The sequence below is a fragment of the Halovivax sp. genome, from assembly GCA_007119345.1.
Lineage (GTDB): Archaea > Halobacteriota > Halobacteria > Halobacteriales > Natrialbaceae > Halovivax.
Genome location: SKPV01000148.1, coordinates 1 through 16960 on the forward strand (window position 1 = coordinate 1; position 16960 = coordinate 16960).

At 66.6% G+C, this 16960-nt stretch carries 13 protein-coding genes and 1 pseudogene; 6 read left to right on the forward strand and 8 right to left on the reverse strand.

What is annotated here, in order from left to right:
- Positions 1 to 143 precede the first annotated feature (143 nt).
- Both QZT59_RS10220 and QZT59_RS10225 read right to left on the reverse strand, forming a co-directional pair.
- On the reverse strand, positions 144 to 632 hold the full coding sequence (locus QZT59_RS10220; protein WP_290815364.1) for a nuclear transport factor 2 family protein: 489 nt from the start codon (positions 630 to 632) through the stop codon (positions 144 to 146).
- A gap of 262 nt (positions 633 to 894) precedes the next feature.
- Positions 895 to 2307, reverse strand: a complete 1413-nt coding sequence (locus tag QZT59_RS10225) for an FAD-binding oxidoreductase (protein WP_290815367.1) — start codon at positions 2305 to 2307, stop codon at positions 895 to 897.
- 313 nt (positions 2308 to 2620) lie between these two features.
- Between QZT59_RS10225 and QZT59_RS10230 the strand changes: the two genes are divergently transcribed.
- Complete coding sequence (locus tag QZT59_RS10230; RefSeq protein WP_290815370.1) at positions 2621 to 3010, forward strand: hypothetical protein; 390 nt, start codon at positions 2621 to 2623, stop codon at positions 3008 to 3010.
- 319 nt (positions 3011 to 3329) lie between these two features.
- Entirely contained in the window at positions 3330 to 4121 is a 792-nt protein-coding gene (locus tag QZT59_RS10235; RefSeq protein WP_290815373.1) for a helix-turn-helix domain-containing protein, read from the forward strand.
- Positions 4122 to 5101: 980 nt separating this feature from the next.
- Here QZT59_RS10235 and QZT59_RS10240 read toward each other — a convergent pair.
- The 3 genes from QZT59_RS10240 to QZT59_RS10250 all read right to left on the reverse strand — a co-directional run bounded on the left by QZT59_RS10240 (position 5102) and on the right by QZT59_RS10250 (position 7068).
- Positions 5102 to 5473 (reverse strand): hypothetical protein, encoded by a 372-nt coding sequence (locus QZT59_RS10240; RefSeq protein WP_290815376.1) that lies wholly within the window; start codon positions 5471 to 5473, stop codon positions 5102 to 5104.
- 160 nt (positions 5474 to 5633) lie between these two features.
- Positions 5634 to 6293: a helix-turn-helix domain-containing protein gene (locus tag QZT59_RS10245; protein WP_290815379.1), complete on the reverse strand. Its 660-nt coding sequence runs from the start codon at positions 6291 to 6293 to the stop codon at positions 5634 to 5636.
- A gap of 319 nt (positions 6294 to 6612) precedes the next feature.
- On the reverse strand, positions 6613 to 7068 hold the full coding sequence (locus QZT59_RS10250; RefSeq protein ID WP_290815382.1) for a response regulator: 456 nt from the start codon (positions 7066 to 7068) through the stop codon (positions 6613 to 6615).
- Positions 7069 to 7501: 433 nt separating this feature from the next.
- Between QZT59_RS10250 and QZT59_RS10255 the strand changes: the two genes are divergently transcribed.
- Positions 7502 to 9925 carry a PAS domain S-box protein gene (locus QZT59_RS10255; protein ID WP_290815385.1) on the forward strand — a complete coding sequence of 808 codons (2424 nt, stop codon included), beginning with the start codon at positions 7502 to 7504 and terminating at the stop codon, positions 9923 to 9925.
- A gap of 214 nt (positions 9926 to 10139) precedes the next feature.
- On the opposite strand, the gene QZT59_RS10260 is transcribed toward QZT59_RS10255, so the two are convergent.
- Positions 10140 to 10898 (reverse strand): GNAT family N-acetyltransferase, encoded by a 759-nt coding sequence (locus QZT59_RS10260; RefSeq protein ID WP_290815388.1) that lies wholly within the window; start codon positions 10896 to 10898, stop codon positions 10140 to 10142.
- A 259-nt stretch (positions 10899 to 11157) separates the two neighbouring features.
- Here QZT59_RS10260 and QZT59_RS10265 point away from each other — a divergent pair, with 259 nt between their 5' ends.
- Positions 11158 to 12300, forward strand: coding sequence for a S66 peptidase family protein (locus QZT59_RS10265; RefSeq protein WP_290815391.1), 1143 nt, complete (start codon positions 11158 to 11160; stop codon positions 12298 to 12300).
- Positions 12301 to 12312: 12 nt separating this feature from the next.
- Positions 12313 to 13668: a pyridoxal-phosphate dependent enzyme gene (locus QZT59_RS10270; protein ID WP_290815393.1), complete on the forward strand. Its 1356-nt coding sequence runs from the start codon at positions 12313 to 12315 to the stop codon at positions 13666 to 13668.
- Positions 13669 to 13766: 98 nt separating this feature from the next.
- Here the strand turns inward: QZT59_RS10270 and QZT59_RS10275 are convergent, their stop codons facing one another.
- Complete coding sequence (locus QZT59_RS10275) at positions 13767 to 13934, reverse strand: hypothetical protein (RefSeq protein WP_290815396.1); 168 nt, start codon at positions 13932 to 13934, stop codon at positions 13767 to 13769.
- A gap of 133 nt (positions 13935 to 14067) precedes the next feature.
- Between QZT59_RS10275 and QZT59_RS10280 the strand changes: the two genes are divergently transcribed.
- Entirely contained in the window at positions 14068 to 15054 is a 987-nt protein-coding gene (locus tag QZT59_RS10280) for a replication factor C small subunit (protein ID WP_290815399.1), read from the forward strand.
- Between the two features lie 400 nt (positions 15055 to 15454).
- Here QZT59_RS10280 and QZT59_RS10285 read toward each other — a convergent pair.
- Positions 15455 to 16960 (reverse strand): annotated as a pseudogene (locus tag QZT59_RS10285) (diguanylate cyclase); the annotation flags it as partial.

Below are 16960 nucleotides of genomic sequence, written 5' to 3' on the forward strand. Positions count from 1 at the left end.
CCGCACTGGTGGAACGAGTCCGCACTGGTGGAACGAGTCCGCACTGGTGGAATGAACCCAGCACCGGTGGAACGTGCCCGGCACCGGTGAACAGTGTACGCGCTGGCCTGGGGACGCGAACGAACGGGGGACCGTTCGGACGGCTACCAGTCGAGTTCGCCCGGGATGTCCTCGACGAACGGTTGCTCCGCCCATCCCCGATCGAACGGCGTCGCATAGGTCGGTTCGAACGTGAATTTCGAGATCAGCCACTCACCGTCGGCCCGGCGGAACTCGTGCTCGTAGGTCCCCTGGAGCCAGATGGCTTCACCGTCGCCGGTGATCGTCGGGCAATCCAGGTACCACTTGCCCGTGGCCGTATCGCCGTCGACCTCGATGAGCGGATTGTGCACCGTGTGTCTGGTGAACGGTAGAATCTCTTCGAAGGCGAGTTCGGTAAACTCCAGCCAGGATTCCTGGTCTTCCGCCGCGCCCAGTTCTCCGGCGTCGAACGTCACGTCCTCGGTGGTAAACCGGTCTACGGCCTCGACTGGACGGCCGTCGTCGACGAGGTAGAACCAGCGGGACATCAGTTCCGTGATCGCTACTTTGTCCGAGAGTACTTGCGTCTCTGGTGGTGTTGCTGTTGCCATAGGGGGTTCGCCCCGATCTCTCCTATTCGAATCGCTCACATATCGTCATCCGCTGGAAAACCTGCACGGGTTGAACGAGGGCGCGCCGGTCCGGGTTGCGAACGATACGCGCCCCGTCTCTCGCACGCCCCGGATCGACTTCTCCGGAAGCTGGGAGAATCGTCGTGCGAGATCCGGCGGATCGCATTCGGATAGCTACAACTCCTTGCGAATTGCGCACCCCGAATCCGTCGGGCCGAGAGATGCGGAGGGATCGGACGGGTCACTCGGCCGTCGGCTCGACGGTCTGCGGCCGGCCGAAGAGGTTCGTCGGATCGTACTCGGCTTTCAGCGCGACCAGTCGGTCGTACGCGTCGCCGAACGTCGTTTCCAGCATCTCCTCGCCGCCCTCGTAGAATCCCGGGAAGTTGAGGTACACCGAGCCGTCGGAGAACTGCCGCATGTCGTCCAGACAGTCGCGCACCCACCCGATGTTCGCCTCGTCCTGCTCGGGGTCCTCCCAGTTCGCCTCCACGCCGAGGAGGTACGGGGCCTCCCGACCGGCAAAGGCGCTTTCGTCGAGACCGACGTCGGCTATCGCACCACCCATGGGCCAGACGTCGACCGTCGAGAGCGGCGACGGAGCCGCCTCCGCCCACTCGATCGCGCGGTCGAGGACGTCGTCGGAGAGCGATTCGAGGTACGACGATTTCCAGTAGTATCGCATGCCGTCGGGGTAATCCTCGTCGAACAGTCGCTGGAATTCCGCGTAGGGCATTCTGGAGCTGAAGTCCGCCAGCGGCTGGCCCAGCTCCCCCAGCGGTTCGATAGCCGCCTCGCCCGCTTCGGGTGCACCCGCGTACATCCCGAGGACGGCGACCTTGAACTCGTCGACCGCGTCCGCCGGGAAGAGCTCTTCCTCGGGGAACACGCCGGTGGAAACGAGCGTGGTGAGCTCGTCCGGTGCCGATTCCTGGTACTCTCGGAAGGCGCGCAGCACCTCCGCGGCGGAGCCTCCTGGATAGAACACCAACCCGGTCGCAACCTCGGGTCCGACGGGATGCAGGTCGAACTCGAATCCCGTCACGATTCCGACGGTGCCGCCGCCGCCGCGAATCCCCCAGAAGAGCTCCTCGTTCTCGTCCTCGCTGGCGGTGCGGTACTCGCCGTCCGCGGTGACGATATCGACGGACGCGAGGTTGTCACAGCTCAGTCCGTACTTATTCCGGAGGTGGCCGATCCCCCCGCCGAGGGTGAGTCCCGCGACCCCGGTGTCGGAGACGACGCCGAGGGGCGTTGCCAGTCCGAACGCCTGCGTCTCGTGGTCGACGTCGCCGAGCGTTGCGCCCGCCTGCACCCACGCCGTCCGTTCGTCGGGATCCACCCAGACGCCGTTCATCTCCGAGAGATCGACGACGATCCCGCCGTCACAGACCGCGCTTCCGGCCACGTTGTGACCGCCGCTCCGTACCGCCACGAGGAGGTCGTTCTCTCGGGCGAAATTCACCGCGGCGCGGACGTCCGCGGTTCCCGAGCAGTAGGCGATGATGGCGGGATACTTGTCGATCATCCCGTTCCAAACCGCTCTGGCATCGTCGTAACCTTCGTCCTCGGGGAGTACCAGCTCGCCGTGGAACCGCCCCGTCAGGTCTCGGATGGCATCCGCTGAAAGTGTCGATAGTGTTGGGTCGGCCATGGGACGTCCGTCACTGTGCGATGAGGTACCATAGAATCACTCCGTGACGACGCTGCAGGGACTGACGGAGACCCATCCGATGAACGAGACGCGTTTCGGCTTTCGACGTAGTCCGGCGACCTGCCGAAATCTCGACGGGCGAGTGCCGCGAGATGGAGAAGGCGAGTTCGGCACTACGGGTTACCTTGCATTATACGTCAAATGACCCATTCATAAGCGGACGTGCACGCTCCCCGCTGTCACCCAGTTAATCAAAAGAACAATTGGCGTGAAGATGTTGACATTTTAATATTTGTTGACTCGTAGCACGGGTATGATCCCGGCAGCTACCACAGACGAGGTGTTCGACGCCTTGGCCGATGAGCACCGACGGCAACTGCTGGTCGAATTATTGGAAGACGGAAGGTACTGCGCCCCGAAGTTGACCGGCGGTTCCGAGGAGATCGGCGAAGCGCACGATTCGCTGCTCCTCGACCACTTGCACAGCTCCCGAGAGATAGCCGGCGTCGACGAACGACGCCTCCGCATTCATTACATACACCTTCCCAAACTCGAGAAGTACGGCTTCATCGAGTGGCAGTGCGACACTCGGACTGTCACACCGGGACACCGGTTCGACCAGCTACGACCGTATCTCGAAGTGCTGGTCGACACTCGACGTGACCGCGGTCCACGGGTTGCTCCCGAGCTCTTGAGTCGGTGACTCCGTGCCTGTGCTGAAACATCACAGGATTTGTACGTCGAGCGAAATCTCGTGGGACATGCGCGCTGTGAGTTCAGCAGCGGTCGTCCGAACCACTCGCATTCTCACGAGAACAGCGTGATCGATTCAGCGAGTGTATTCAGTTACCGACTCCCGTTCGTCCGTAGGGGCCGGGGGCGGAACGGGAAAACTCATCGTCGACGCACCCCGAGCTGCGTTCCCTGGAACTGGTGCGGCGTAACTGTCCGCTCGACTGACCCTGCCTGTACTGCTACTGGTCTCGAGAGGCTTTATTCGGCCTCGTATCGTACCATCACATATGGTATCATTTGACGAAGGGCAGGCCGAAGCCGAGGCTCTCGACCGGCTACAAGATCTCGGGTTATCTCAGTACGAAGCCCAGACGCTGCTCAATCTCGTTCGGCTCGGGACGGGAACGACCCAGGACATCACCCGCGTCAACGGCGTGCCACGCACCCGCGTGTACGAGGCGACCGATCGGCTCCACGAACTGGGCTTCATCGACATCCAGTACACGACGCCGCGAAAATTCACGGTGATCTCCGAGGAGACGATCGTCCGCATGCTCAACATCCAACGTGAAAACACGATCACCGAGCTTGCGGAGTGTCTGGAAGAGATCGGACCGGCCCAACCACAACGCGAACAGTTCGGCGTCTGGACGGTGACCGGTCGGGACGCGGTCGCGTCTCGTATCGACGAGTTCATCGCCGATGCGGACGAGCAACTCGTCTTCATGACCGTCGATGAGTTGCTCACCGACGAGCACCTCGACCGGCTTCGGGCCGCCGAAGACCGCGGCGTCGACATCTATCTCGCGGGGATTTCGGACGATGTCCGAGACCAACTTCAGGTGTCGGTCCCGTCAGCCGAACTGTTCGAAACCCTGTGGGAGTGGCGAGAGACGCCCGCGGGAAGCCTGCTGATTTCTGACGAAGAGACGGCGCTCGTCAGCGCGCTCGTGAACGGTTCCGGCGACGCTGACGAGATCGAAGAAACGGCGATCTGGGGCGCAGGCGATCGAAACAGTCTCGTCATCGTCCTCCGAGCGATCTTTACGTGGCGACTCCACGGAGAGCGCGCGGCGTGACTATCCACGGACGTTCACTCGGAAAAACCACACCCCGTTCACGCTCCGTGGCAGCACAACCCGACTATGGACGGAGACATCCGAGCGGACGACGGGAACGGGTCTCGGTCAACCACTGTTCATTTCCAAATCTCGCACCCGCAAGCGCGGCACTCGCCGAACGCACGGCCGAAGCGAAGCGGGATACGTCCCCCGGCACGGTCACGCCCGGACGAATCGGCGATCGGACCGCCACCGACGGATGGTGGTGGCGTGGATCACCGGCTCCGAACTCCCCGCAGCGCTCGTGTCGGAACACTCGTCGTGGCCGCTATCGCCGGCGAGACGCCCGCTGGGGCGACATCCCCTCCCTCGAACGCCATCCGATAACCGATGCCGAGTTCGATCGAGGGTTGCCCAGCCGTACACCGACGAAAGGCGCTAATTCAGGCTACCGAGTCCGAAAACAGACTGTTCGCCAGCAGAAAAACGCCGATCGATAGGAGCACTCCTCCGGCAGCAGCCCAAACCAGCGTTTGGTACAACCTACTCGTTGCGATTCCCGTTGCGTAACTGTAGAAGTGGACGTACAGGTGAAGCCCGCGAGCGAGCGCTAGCGCTCCGAGACCGATGAGCGTCCCCGAGGCGGCCAGCAGACCGATATTTGGCATTCGTCGAACAAATTTGGATAACGGTCCCGCACGACCGGATCTCACCGCCTCATCCGATTTCATAGTCAAATATCGGTCAGCAATCGTGAAATAACCTCGTAAAGTCGAATCGCGACTTCAGCGACGGTAGCGGGCGGGTCGATCGCTGTATCATCTGTACCTTGCATCCCAGACCGTATCGATGCCGAATCTGGGACGATCTTCTAGCAAGATATTGCGGCTGGATGGGGCGACCCGACGCTGTCCGTTCCCGCCTATTCGTGCCGAGTCGACCGACCTGTGGCCCCGGGAACCGACCGACGTCTCCGATTCACGAGAGGCCGACCGAGATTACAATTCGACCGGTTGTTCGAGTTCCGGGTCGGCTTCGATGACGGCCGACAGGCGGGGCTGTAATTCGTCGAACCGCGCCGTCGGTTCCACCAGTGCCCGGTTCGAGTCGTAGTCGATAACCGACGCCGCTTCCAGCGCCGGAATGTGCACGTGAGTTAGCGAGACCCGCACCCGCGAGAATTCCGCTCCGGAAACCGCCGTAACTGGGAGGTGATGGTTGTGTTTGACGATCGTCTTCACGAGATCGTTCAGCGTCAACGACCGCTGCTGGTCGGCGAGGACCGCGAGGACGATGCGACGTCGCCGATCTCGACACAGGTCGAGAACCGCGTCGAACTCGAGGCGACGTTCGCTCGTGGTGCTGTTCATACCGAAACCCGTCCGGCGTTCATCTCGGGAAGGCTCTCCCGACCGGACTCGGCCCCGGCGGGGTAACTGCGGTGGAATATTAGCACTTGACCGATGTAGCGGTCCACCCCAAGAAAGGATGTCCGTAGTCCCATCAACCCTTTTAAAACGGTCCGGCGGGTCACTCGAGGTCCATCGCGCTCGACAGCAGCGCCTCGCTGAGGACCTGTTTGGTACCCCGACGAATCCGGTTCGACGTGGCCTGTTGCGAGATTCCGAGTTCGTCGGCGAGTTCGTCCAGGCTCGCTTGGCTCGGCGTATCGAAGTACCCTCTCCGAAGCCCGACGACGAGGGCCTCGCGCTGTTCCTGAGAGAGGCCGAACTGCTTGACACTCTCGGTTCGGTCGGTTTCCGTATACGTTCGAACGATGTGGATCGTTATTCCGAGGTCGGTACAGAAGTTGTGAAACCGCGAGAGCGCGTCGTGGTCGGGAAATCGGAGTCGGAAGTACCACCTGTCGTCGGCGTGGCCCTCTAAAATCGTTCCGTCGGCCTCCGTGATCCCCTGGATGAGGTCGTTGTGTCTCCCGTGCCACCGCACGCGATAGAGCGTGCTGTCCTCCATCTTGTCGAGCGCGAGAATCTCGTCGACGAACTCGTGGGCGGTCACGGTTCGCTCGAACGCCTCGAACTCGTCTCCCGTTACCCACAGGAAGGGCACGACGGAGTTTCCAGTGGGGACGATCCGCTCGAGATCGATGTGCATGGGGGGCGACCCGGACAATACTTCTCCGAGGGTGAACTCGTCGTTCTCGATCGTGAACTCGAGGATCACGCTCATACCTCTACGACGGGGTGGCGGCCGGGGTAGGAGTTGGCCTTTCGATTGCCTGAAGGTCCCGGTTGCCCGCTGAGAGGCTGCCGTGCCGATCGATTCGTCCGCTATTCGGATCGACCCGTGGCACGCGGTGAAGACGTGCCACGTCTCTCGCACCCCTCGCTCGATCAATCGAACAGTTTTCAGAAGACGAGTGCGAGATACAGCGGTTAGATTCGGCGACCTGACTTCGTTCGTTCCGAGACGTCTTCGCCGAACCCGCCATTCCGTAGACCGGCGAACGGAACGACCGCCTTCGAGCGTCTTCGGCAGGGTGAGTGGGTCACGGCCCGCCGTCGGAGCGGGGGAGTCGCGCCGCGGACAACCAGAACTCCTCGAACGCGCGAAGCGTTTCTTCGAGCTCGTCCGGGTCCGCCGCCTTGGTGATGCAGGCGTTCGCGTTCTTCACGTACGAATCGCGGACCTCCCGTTCGGATTGTGACCCCGTCAACACGATGACGGGGACGTGACCGTGGTTCGGGTGGGCGTTCAGTTCCGCCAACACCTCCTCGCCATCCGTGCCGGGGAGGTGCCAATCGAGGAGGATGAGGTCGGGGGGCCGGGCCCCTTCGTATTCACCGCGCCGGTTGACGAAATCGAGCGCCTCGTCCCCGTTCGAAACGACGCGAAGTCCCTCCGCGACCGCCGGGCTGAACGCCTCTTCGATGAGCCGCGCGTCGCCCGGATTGTCCTCTACGAGCAAGAGCGTGCGAGCCGGGGACGAACGGCGGGGAGGCATGTACGCTACTGGTATCGCCGACTCGCATAGTTGTTGTGTGAGAAGGCGAGTGAATTCGACCGCGGGCCGTGCGGTACGTTTCCCGTACCGAGCGATCATCGCGTTCGCAAATCGGCCCGAATCTCGTGCTCCGTTCGCGCGTCGTATTCAGCACCGGCCGAACGAGCTACCGGAATACGGCCGAGAACGCCCTCCGAGTTACGGAGTGTAGAGAGCCCGGCTTCCGAGTTACGGAGTGTAGACCCAGCATACGACCCGCGAGAAGCGACGAGTGGGTCCGTGACGGCGTCGAATAACGGTGCGCCGAGCTGCACGTCGTTCGACGTCGAGCTGTTCGTCGTTCGACGGCGAGTCGACGAAGCGATTCGAGAGGGAGATCGCCTCCCCCTCCAATCGCGGAGGCTTTATCGGGCGAAGGTCTGTGTACGGAGCGATGGGCTCGACACCGTTGACGGACGCGCTCCGGGAGACCCTCGCGATCTTCGAGGAGGGTGGAGCGCCCTTGACGACGACCGAGGTGGCCGAACGCGTCGACCTCGGCCGCCGGAGTACCGGCGAGCGTCTGGAACGGCTCGTCGAGCACGACCGGCTCGAAACCAAGAACGTCGGGGGGAACGGACGCGTGTGGTGGCGGCCGTCCGGTAACGAACCGGCGATCACGACGGAGCCGAATACGCGGGACGGTCAGCTTCGGGCGCTCGTCGACGCGACCGAGGAGTACGCGATCTTCATGCTCGATCCCGAGGGCCGCGTGCGGACGTGGAATCCGGGCGCCGAGCGAATCAAGGGATACGCGGCCGACGAGATCGTCGGCGAACACTTCTCGACGTTCTACACCGAGGACGATCGCGCGGCCGGCGTACCGGAGACCAACCTCTCGGCGGCCGCGCGGGACGGCTCGGTCGAGGACGAAGGCTGGCGAGTCCGGGCCGACGGATCGGCGTTCTGGGCCGCCGTGACGATCTCGACCATTCGGGGCGAGGACGGCGAGCTCGAAGGGTACGCGAAGGTCACGCGAGAGATGACCGACCGGCGGGAGTACGAGCGACGACTCGAGAAACAGGCCGAGCGGCTCGAGCAGCGACGCGACGAGATCGAAAGCGAGCTCGACGAGGTCTTCGACCGCATCTCGGACGGCTTCTACGCCCTCGACGAGGAGCTTCGCTTTCGCTATCTGAACGACCGCGCGATGAACGTGCTGGGACTGGACGAACCCGCAGTCGGGGCGGACATTCGGGACGAGGTCGTCCTCACGGAACCGTTCGAGAACGCGCTGTGCGACGCCCTCGAGGGTCAAGAACCCGCGATCTTCGAAGACTACTACGATCCGGTCGGCCGGTGGTTCTCCAACGCCGTCTACCCGTCGGAATCGGGCCTGTCGGTCTACTTCCGTGAAATCACCGAACGGAAGCGCCGCGAACGAGAACTGGCCCGCTACGGAACGATCGTCGAAACGAGCCCGGTCGGCATCACGATCGTCGGCGAGGACGGCGAGCTGCAGTTCGCGAACGACCGCGCCGAGGAGATCTTCGGCCGGAGCGGAGACCGGATCAACTCCCTCCGCTTCGACGATCCCGAGTGGGACGAAGTCGACGTCGACGGCGAACCGCTCTCACGCGAGGAGTTGCCGTTCCCGCGGATCGTGGAGTCCGGAGAACCGCTGTTCGACCAGATCAGCGGCGTGTTGCGCCCGGACGGGGAGCGGGTGTGGATCTCCGTCAACGGGGCGCCTGTCTACGACGACTGCGGGGAGATCGACAGCGTCGTGTTCGCCATCGAAGACATCACCGACCGGAAGGAACGACGACGCGCTCTCGCGGAGAGCGAACGTCGTTACCGGACCCTCGTGGAGAACTTTCCGAACGGCGCGGTCGGCCTCTTCGACGAGGACTTCGTCTACTCGGTCGTCGGCGGTGAACTCCTGGCCGACCTCGGTCACTCCCCGGAGGACGTCGTCGGCACGACGATATACGGCCGCTATCCCGACGAACTCGTCGACCGGATCGAACCGCACTTCCGTGCCGTCTTCGACGGCGAGTCGACCGCGTTCGAGATCGATCTCGGCGAGCGAGTCCTGTTGGCCCACACGCTTCCCGTTCGGGACGCCGACGACCGGATCTACGCGGGGATGCTCGTGGTCCAGGACGTCACGGAACGCAAGGAGTATCGCCGGAAGCTCGAGGAATCGAACGAGCGCCTCGAGCAGTTCGCCTACGCCGCCAGCCACGACCTCCAGGAGCCCCTGCGGATGGTCACGAGCTACCTCCAGCTGATCGACCGGCGGTACGGGGCCGAATTCGACGAGGACGCCGCGGAGTTCCTCGGATTCGCCGTCGACGGCGCCGACCGCATGCGGGAGATGATCGACGGACTGCTCGAGTACTCCCGCGTCGAGACGCGAGGGGACCCCTTCGAGCCGGTCGATCTCGAGGAACTGCTCGAGGCGGTGCTCGACGATCTGCAGCTCCGCATCGAAGAGAGCGGCGCCGAGATCGCGACGGCGTCGCTGCCGACCGTTCGCGGCGACGCCAGCCAGTTGCGACGGGTCCTCCAGAATCTCGTCAGCAACGCGCTTCGCTACAGCGGCGACGAACCGCCGCGGATCACCGTCGAGGCCGAACGGCGCGGCGGGCGGTGCGTCGTTTCGGTTCGAGACGAGGGGATCGGGATCGATCCCGACGACGCCGAGCGCATCTTCGAGGTCTTCCAGCGCCTGCACACGCGGGAGGAACACGAGGGCATCGGCATCGGACTAACCCTCTCTCGGCGCATCGTCGAACGCCACGGCGGCGACATCTGGGTCGAGTCCGAGCCCGGTGAGGGAGCGACGTTTTCGTTCACGCTCCCGGTACCGTAAGCCGGCGAACGTTCTCTCGGACGTTCGAATCGATCCCGGTTCCGCGCCGAGCTGGTGGCGGTGCGTGGCGCGTACGCGCCCCGCATCTTGCAGAGCACCGACGAACCGCCGGATCTCTGCCAGCAGGGTCGTACGAGATACGGCGGCGGGATTCAGAAGGGCGGTCGTGCTGGCTCGGGATGGGGTCGTGCCTCTGTCGGGCTCCACGGGCCGATCAGTCGGCGAGTTCGAACTGGTGGTAGGTGACGACCGTCTCGAACCCCATCCGCTCGTAGAGCGGATAGCCCATCTCGGACGATTGCAACACCCCGACCCGGCAGCCGGCCTCGCGTCCGGCGCGGAGCACCGTCCGACTCATCGCGTCCCCGATCCCCCGTCGGCGAAACTCCTCGACCACGCCGATCGAGTAGACGCCGGCCACGTCCCCGCTCCGTACCAAGAGCCCGCTCGCCGCGGGGTGGCCGTCCACGCTGCCGAGGAACGGGCGGACGTCGTCCGCCGCCAGCGCGGCCCGATCGACCGGCTCGACGACGTCCGGCGGCCACCCGAAGGCCGACGCCGTGACGGTGCTGAAGTCCTCGCGTTCGTCCGGGTCGGTCACCTCGGCGATCTCGGCGACCGAGTCACGGGATGGTATCTCGTCCAGCGAGGCCATCGCCATCCCGGGTTGCTCGACGGTCTGCACGAGGTCGAGATCGGCGAGGTGGATCGCCACGTCCTCGACGACGGGCTCGGCCACGGTGACCCAGAACGGCACGTCGCGCTCGGCCATCCAGGCGACCGCCGCCGAGAGTTCATCCGTGGGCGGGGCGTCGAAGACGAAGACGCGATTGAACAGCGGTGCACGAACGCCAGCGCAGGCCGCCGTGAGCGGGCCGAACCGTCGAGACTCGCCGGCGGGGGTCTCGGCTGCCAGCGTGCAGAAGGCGCGCCGCAGGTTTCTGTTCCCGGCAGTGACGAGCTCACCCGTCATGGGTGCAGTTTCACCACATTCCGTGTTAACAGTTAGCGGGAGACAGCTCGAGAATTCCGGGACGCTGTTCGAGACTGTTGGAACAGACACGCGTTGCTCGCGTACCATTCGGCAGGAGCGTCGACTGCAGCGATCGGCTGCTGGCGACAAATCCGCTCGTGACGGACCAGGCCAGTCAGCGGCCGTCAGCGTCACTCGGTACGTCGGCCGTCAACTCTCGCCGCGTACCTTTTTATCCCATTCCGCGAAATGAACCGGTATGACCGCCGACGAGTTCGCCGTCCCGCCCGCGCTCTCCCCGGGCGATCGCGTCGCGATCGTCGCCACCTCCTCCGGCGCGGCGGCGCAGTTTCCGCACGTCTACGGGCTGGGTCTCGAGCGACTCCGCGAGGAGTTCGCCCTCGAGCCGGTCGAGTACCCGACCGCGACCGCCGATCGGGAGACGCTGGCCGCGGACCCGGAGATGCGCGCCCGGGACGTGGAGAGGGCGTTCCGCGACCCCGAAATCTCGGGCGTGATCGCCACGCTCGGCGGCGACGACGGAATCCGGTACCTGAAGCACCTCGACCCCGACGTCCTCCGCGAGAACCCGACCCGCTTCTACGGCTACAGCGACAACACCGTCCTCGCGTCGTACCTCTGGCAACTGGGCATCGTCTCGTACTACGGGCCGTGCGTGATGACGGAGTTCGCGATGCAGGGCTCGATGTACGACTACACCGTCGAGTACGCCCGCCGGGCGCTGTTCGAGGAGCGACTGGGGGAGATCGAGCCCGCCGAGTTCTTCAGCGACCACGACCTCGAGTGGGCGGATCCCGACAACCTCGACCGACGGCGGGAGACCGAGTCCTCCGGGGGCTGGCGCTGGGCGGGCGGCGAGGCGCTCGCTTCGGGAGCGTCTCGGGATGGCGAGGGACGACCCAGGGGAGCCGCGAGCGGCGACGGCGGGGCGAGCGACGAACCCGTCACGGGACGCACGTGGGGCGGCTGTCTGACCGTCCTGGACCAGCTGCTGGCGGCCGACGTCGCCGTCCCCGACCCGGCCGACCTCGAGGGCGCGATCTTGCTCCTCGAGACCTCCGAAGTGCTGCCCGAGCCGTGGTACGCGAAGCAGCTCCTGGTGAGCGCGGGTGAACGCGGCCTCCTGGAGCGGTTCGACGGCGTGCTCGTCGGGCGCGCGAAGGCGCGAAACACCTTCGAGGAGCCGCCCGCCGACGAGCGCCGGGAGTACCGGCGACGGCTCCGCGAGACGATGCGCGACACCATCGCGCTCTACAACCCGGACGCGCCGATCGTCTTCGACGTCGAGTTCGGTCACTGCGCGCCCACGGTCCCGGTGCCCGTGGGCGCCGAGGCGACGATCGACCCCGCCGCGGAGCGAATCGTTTTCCGGGGCGCGTGAGTGGATACGCACATGACCGACGACACTCCCTCGCTCGCGACCGGCCTGCGCTCGCTCGGCGACCCGTCGATCACCTACCCGCTCTCGCCGCCGCTCACCGAGGGCTGTCCCGAGACGAGCACCGACGAGGTGCAGTTCCCGCTGGAGGTGACCTACGACTACGACGCCGCCGATCCCGGCCTGTTCGGGGCCGGTGGCGCGGGCGCGACCGGTCGAACCGACGCGGGAGCGGCCGGTCGCGGCCAGTCCGGCCTCGACCGCTGGGCGCCGCTGCTCCCCCCGCTCGCCCCCATCGGACTGGGCGAGGGCGACACGCTCTTGCTCCCCGCCGGCGACGTCGCCGACGAGATCGGCCTCGACGCCGACTGCTACCTCAAGGACGAGAGCCAGAACCCGACCTGGAGCCAGAAGGACCGCCTGGCGCGGTGTGCGGTGAGCGCCGCCGTCCGCGAGGGCGAGCGGGGCGTCGTCGCCTCCTCGACCGGCAATCACGGGGCCTCGGTCGCGGCCTACGCCGCCCGCGCCGGCCTGGAGGCGATCGTCGTCACCGCGCCCGAGACACCGGCGGCCGTCCAGCGGTTCATCCGGGCCTACGGCGCCACGCTGCTGGCGGTCGACGAGGGGGAGATGCGTCGCGAGGTCGTCGATCGCCTCGCCGACCGGGGCTACCACCCCGTAAGCACGCGCACGCCGGTCCACACGGGCCACCCGTACGGCCCGGAGGGATACAAGACGATCGCGTACGAGATTCACCGCGACCTGGGGACCGTCCCGGGAACCGTCGCCGTCCCGACCTGCTACGCGGAGCTTCTCTACGGAATCTGGAAGGGCTTTCGGGAGCTCGAGGACCTGGGCGCCGCCGACCGGACGCCCCGGATGCTGGCCTGCGAGCCCGCCGTGCGCGGCCCGCTCCGGGAGGCTCTGGACGCCGACGAGCCCGTCGCCTCCGTCGCGGCGAATCCCACGGAGGCGTACTCCATCGCGGCCACGATCAGCAGCGTTCGCGGCCGGCGCGCCGTCGAGGAGTCCGACGGCGACGCGGTCGGCTTCACGGAGGCCGACCTCGAGGCCGCCGAAGCGCGCCTCGCTCACCGGGGCACGTGGCAGGAGTCCGCCGGCGCGGGCGCCGTCGCCGGACTCGCGCAGGCGATCGACGAAGATCGCCAGGCGGACCTCGGACTCGGCGAGGGCGGACCGGTCGTCGCGATCTGCACCTCGAGCGGATTCAAGAACGGCGAGGCTGACCGGACGGGAGGCCTCGGGAGTGCGAGCGGTGAAACCGGGAAAGCGCCGGTCGTCGAGTCCGAGTGGCCGGCGATCGAGGACGCGTTGCGGGCGGCCGGACATTTGGGGCACTCGCCGGAGTAGCCAACGACACTCGGCGGAGCAGGTGTCGACACTCGGCGGAGTAGCCGCTGGACGTTCGGGGCGGAAACGTCGGTAGGCGACCGGTCGGCGGGGCGGCGCTAGTTCGCGGTCGCGTCGGCCGAAACGGCGACCCGTTCCTGCGTCGACGCGACGTGACGGGCGACTTCGAGGTGGCTGTGGGTCCGGAGGAGGTGGTGTTCGAGCGTCCTGTCGGGCTCCAGCACGTCGTGACAGATCGGACACTCGACGGGTAGTTCGTACGCCATCTCTCCCCCACTTCCTTCGACTCGTAAATATTGGATCGGCTTGCATACCCCGGCGTCGCGGCGCGTCGGCGCGCGGCCGGCACCCGAATCGACCTTCGGTCGTTTTATCTTCGGCCCGCCCTTCCCCCGTCACATGAGCGAGGCCGACGCCGAGGCGGCGGAACCCACGCCGGGTCGCACCGCGATCTGGATCGAGAAGTATCGGCCGGAGTCCCTCGACGAGGTCAAGGGCCACGAGAACATCGTCCCCCGATTGAAGAAGTACGTCGAGACCGACGACCTCCCGCACCTCATGTTCGCCGGGCCGGCCGGCGTGGGGAAGACGGCCTCGGCCGGGGCCATCGCCCGCGAGCTCTACGGCGAGGACTGGCGCGAGCACTTCCTCGAGCTGAACGCCTCCGACCAGCGCGGCATCGACGTCGTTCGCGACCGGATCAAGAACTTCGCGCGCTCTTCCTTCGGCGGCGTCGAGTACCGCATCATCTTCCTGGACGAGGCGGACGCGCTGACCAGCGACGCCCAGTCCGCCCTGCGCCGGACGATGGAGCAGTTCTCGCACAACACCCGCTTCATCCTCTCGTGTAACTACTCCAGCCAGATCATCGACCCCATCCAGTCTCGTTGCGCCGTGTTCCGGTTCACCCAGCTCTCCGACGAGGCCGTCGAGGCCCAGGTGCGCGAGATCGCCGACACCGAGGGCATCGAACTCACCGACGACGGCGTCGACGCCCTCGTCTACGCCGCGGCGGGCGACATGCGCAAGGCGATCAACGGCCTCCAGGCCGCGGCCGTCATGGGCGAGGTCGTCGACGAGGAGGCCGTCTTCGCGATCACCGCCACCGCCCGGCCCGAGGAGGTCGAGGAGATGGTCGAACAGGCCATCGCGGGGGACTTCACGGCCGCGCGGGCGACGCTCGACGACCTGCTGACCGACCGCGGGCTGGCCGGCGGCGACGTCATCGACCAGCTGCACCGCTCGGCCTGGACGTTCGACCTCGACGAGCACGCCACGGTCCGGCTCCTGGAGCGACTGGGCGAGGTCGACTACCGGATCACCGAGGGCGCGAACGAGCGCCTCCAGTTGGAGGCGATGCTCGCGGCGCTGGCGCTGGAAGCGTAGCCGTCGGAAGCCGGCGACCGCCGTTCCCGATCCGTTCGTCGCCGGTCGATCGACTCGTCCTCGGCGAGCCGGACGTTCGACCGCGCCCCGCCGTCCGCGCCGATGATCCTCGGCTCCCGCGGTCGCGCCGCTGGTCGCCGTCGTCTCCTTCGCCGTCGCGTCGCGTGCCGTCTTACCCTCCGCCATCACTTTTCGGCGCGCTCGCCCTCGCGTCCTCGAGGTCGATACCGTCCGCACGAGAGACGAAGGAGCTAAAGGAACTATTGGATTGTGTATAATATAACTGAGCTTAAACGATGGCGTCCGTCTGACGAAACGGCGCGTTCCACGATCGAACCGAGGTTCGGATCGTCGCTCGAAACGGGGCCGCGACCGTCCGATACCCGCCTTCGCGCGGGTCCTACTCGGCCGGCTCGACGTCCACGCCGCGGAACGCGAACGCCGTCCCGCTCTCGTTTTTGGCGACGCCGACCCGCCAGCCGTGGGTCTCCGCGACCCGCTCGACGAGGCCGAGCCGGAGGCCGGTCCCGTCCGCGGCGGCGGTCCGGCCGGCGAACGGGTCGCCGCCGGCACCCTCCGCGAAGCCCGCGACGTAGAAGCCGTCGTCGGTCGCGCCGACCGAGACGACGGTCGTCGCGTCGCCGTCGCCCGTCGCCGCGTCGCCGTCGGGCGCGCCGTCACCCTCGTCTCCGCCCTCTCCGGCGGCGGTCCGGACCAGGTGCTCGAAGCACTCTCGCAGGCGCGCGGCGTCGGCCGTCACGACGGCGTCACGGCCGAACCGGAGCCGGGCGTCGTCGGGATCGACGGCGACCCAGGCGCGGCGGGCGACGTCGTGGAGGCCGACGTACTCCGTCTCCACGATCGCGGCGTCCCGCCCCGCGAGCCCGGCGAGGTGGTCGAGGGCCTCCCGGAGACCGTCGTGACCGTCCTCCACCTCGCGGAAGTGTTCGCCGTCGCCGGTTTCCTCGGCGAGCTCGAGGTACCCCCTGGCGACGTTGAGGGCGGGTCGAGCCTCGTCCTCGACCATCCGGCCGAGTTCCTCGAGTCGCTCACGGGCGGCCGCCAGCTCCCGCTCGGTCCGCCGGGCCTCGGTCACGTCGCTGTAGACGCAGAGCCCCGCAACGCGACCGACGTCGCCGCCCACCGGGGCGTCCTCGTCGGAGTCGGCCCCGCCAGGTCCGTCCGATTCCGGCTCGCCCAGCGGCGCCACCGAGATCAGGAAGTCGCGGACGCCGTCGACCGTCTCCCGGCGCCCGACGACCTGGCTGCCGGCGTCGCGACGCAGTGCGTCCGCGAGGTCGCCGCCGTCGGCGACGTCCGGCCGGCCGACGACGTCCGCCAGGGGTTCGCCGCGGATCGTCTCCTCGTCGACCGCGAACGTCGACGCGAGCGCCTCGTTGACCGCCGCGACGACGGCGCGCCCGTCGACGAACGCGTAGCACAGCGCCGGTTCCGGGACGGCCGCGAACAGCGAACGAAGCCGGTCGCGCTGGGCCGCGAGCCGGTCCCGCTCCTCGTGCAGGCGGTCGTACTCGTCGACGGCCCGCTCGTAGGATCGTTCGAGCGACCGTTCGCGTTCGAGTCGCGCGAGCGTCGCCGACAGCAACTCTCCGAGCGCCGCCAGCCGTTCCAGCGTCCGGTCGCCGAAGCCGCCGTCGGCCGTCGTCGTGGCACGGAGCGCGGCGTCGTCGACGAGGGGGATCGCGGCCGCGACCGCCACGCGCTCCCCGTCGACGCCCTCGATCGGTTCGACGATGATCTCGCCGGTCGCGATCGCCTCGCTCGCCGTTCCGGTCGAGCGAGCGAATACGTCGTCGCTTCGCCGCCGATCCTCACTCGGTGCGCCGTCGTCACTCGCTGCGCCCCCGTCACCCGACGTGCTCTCGTCACCCGACACGCCGTCGTC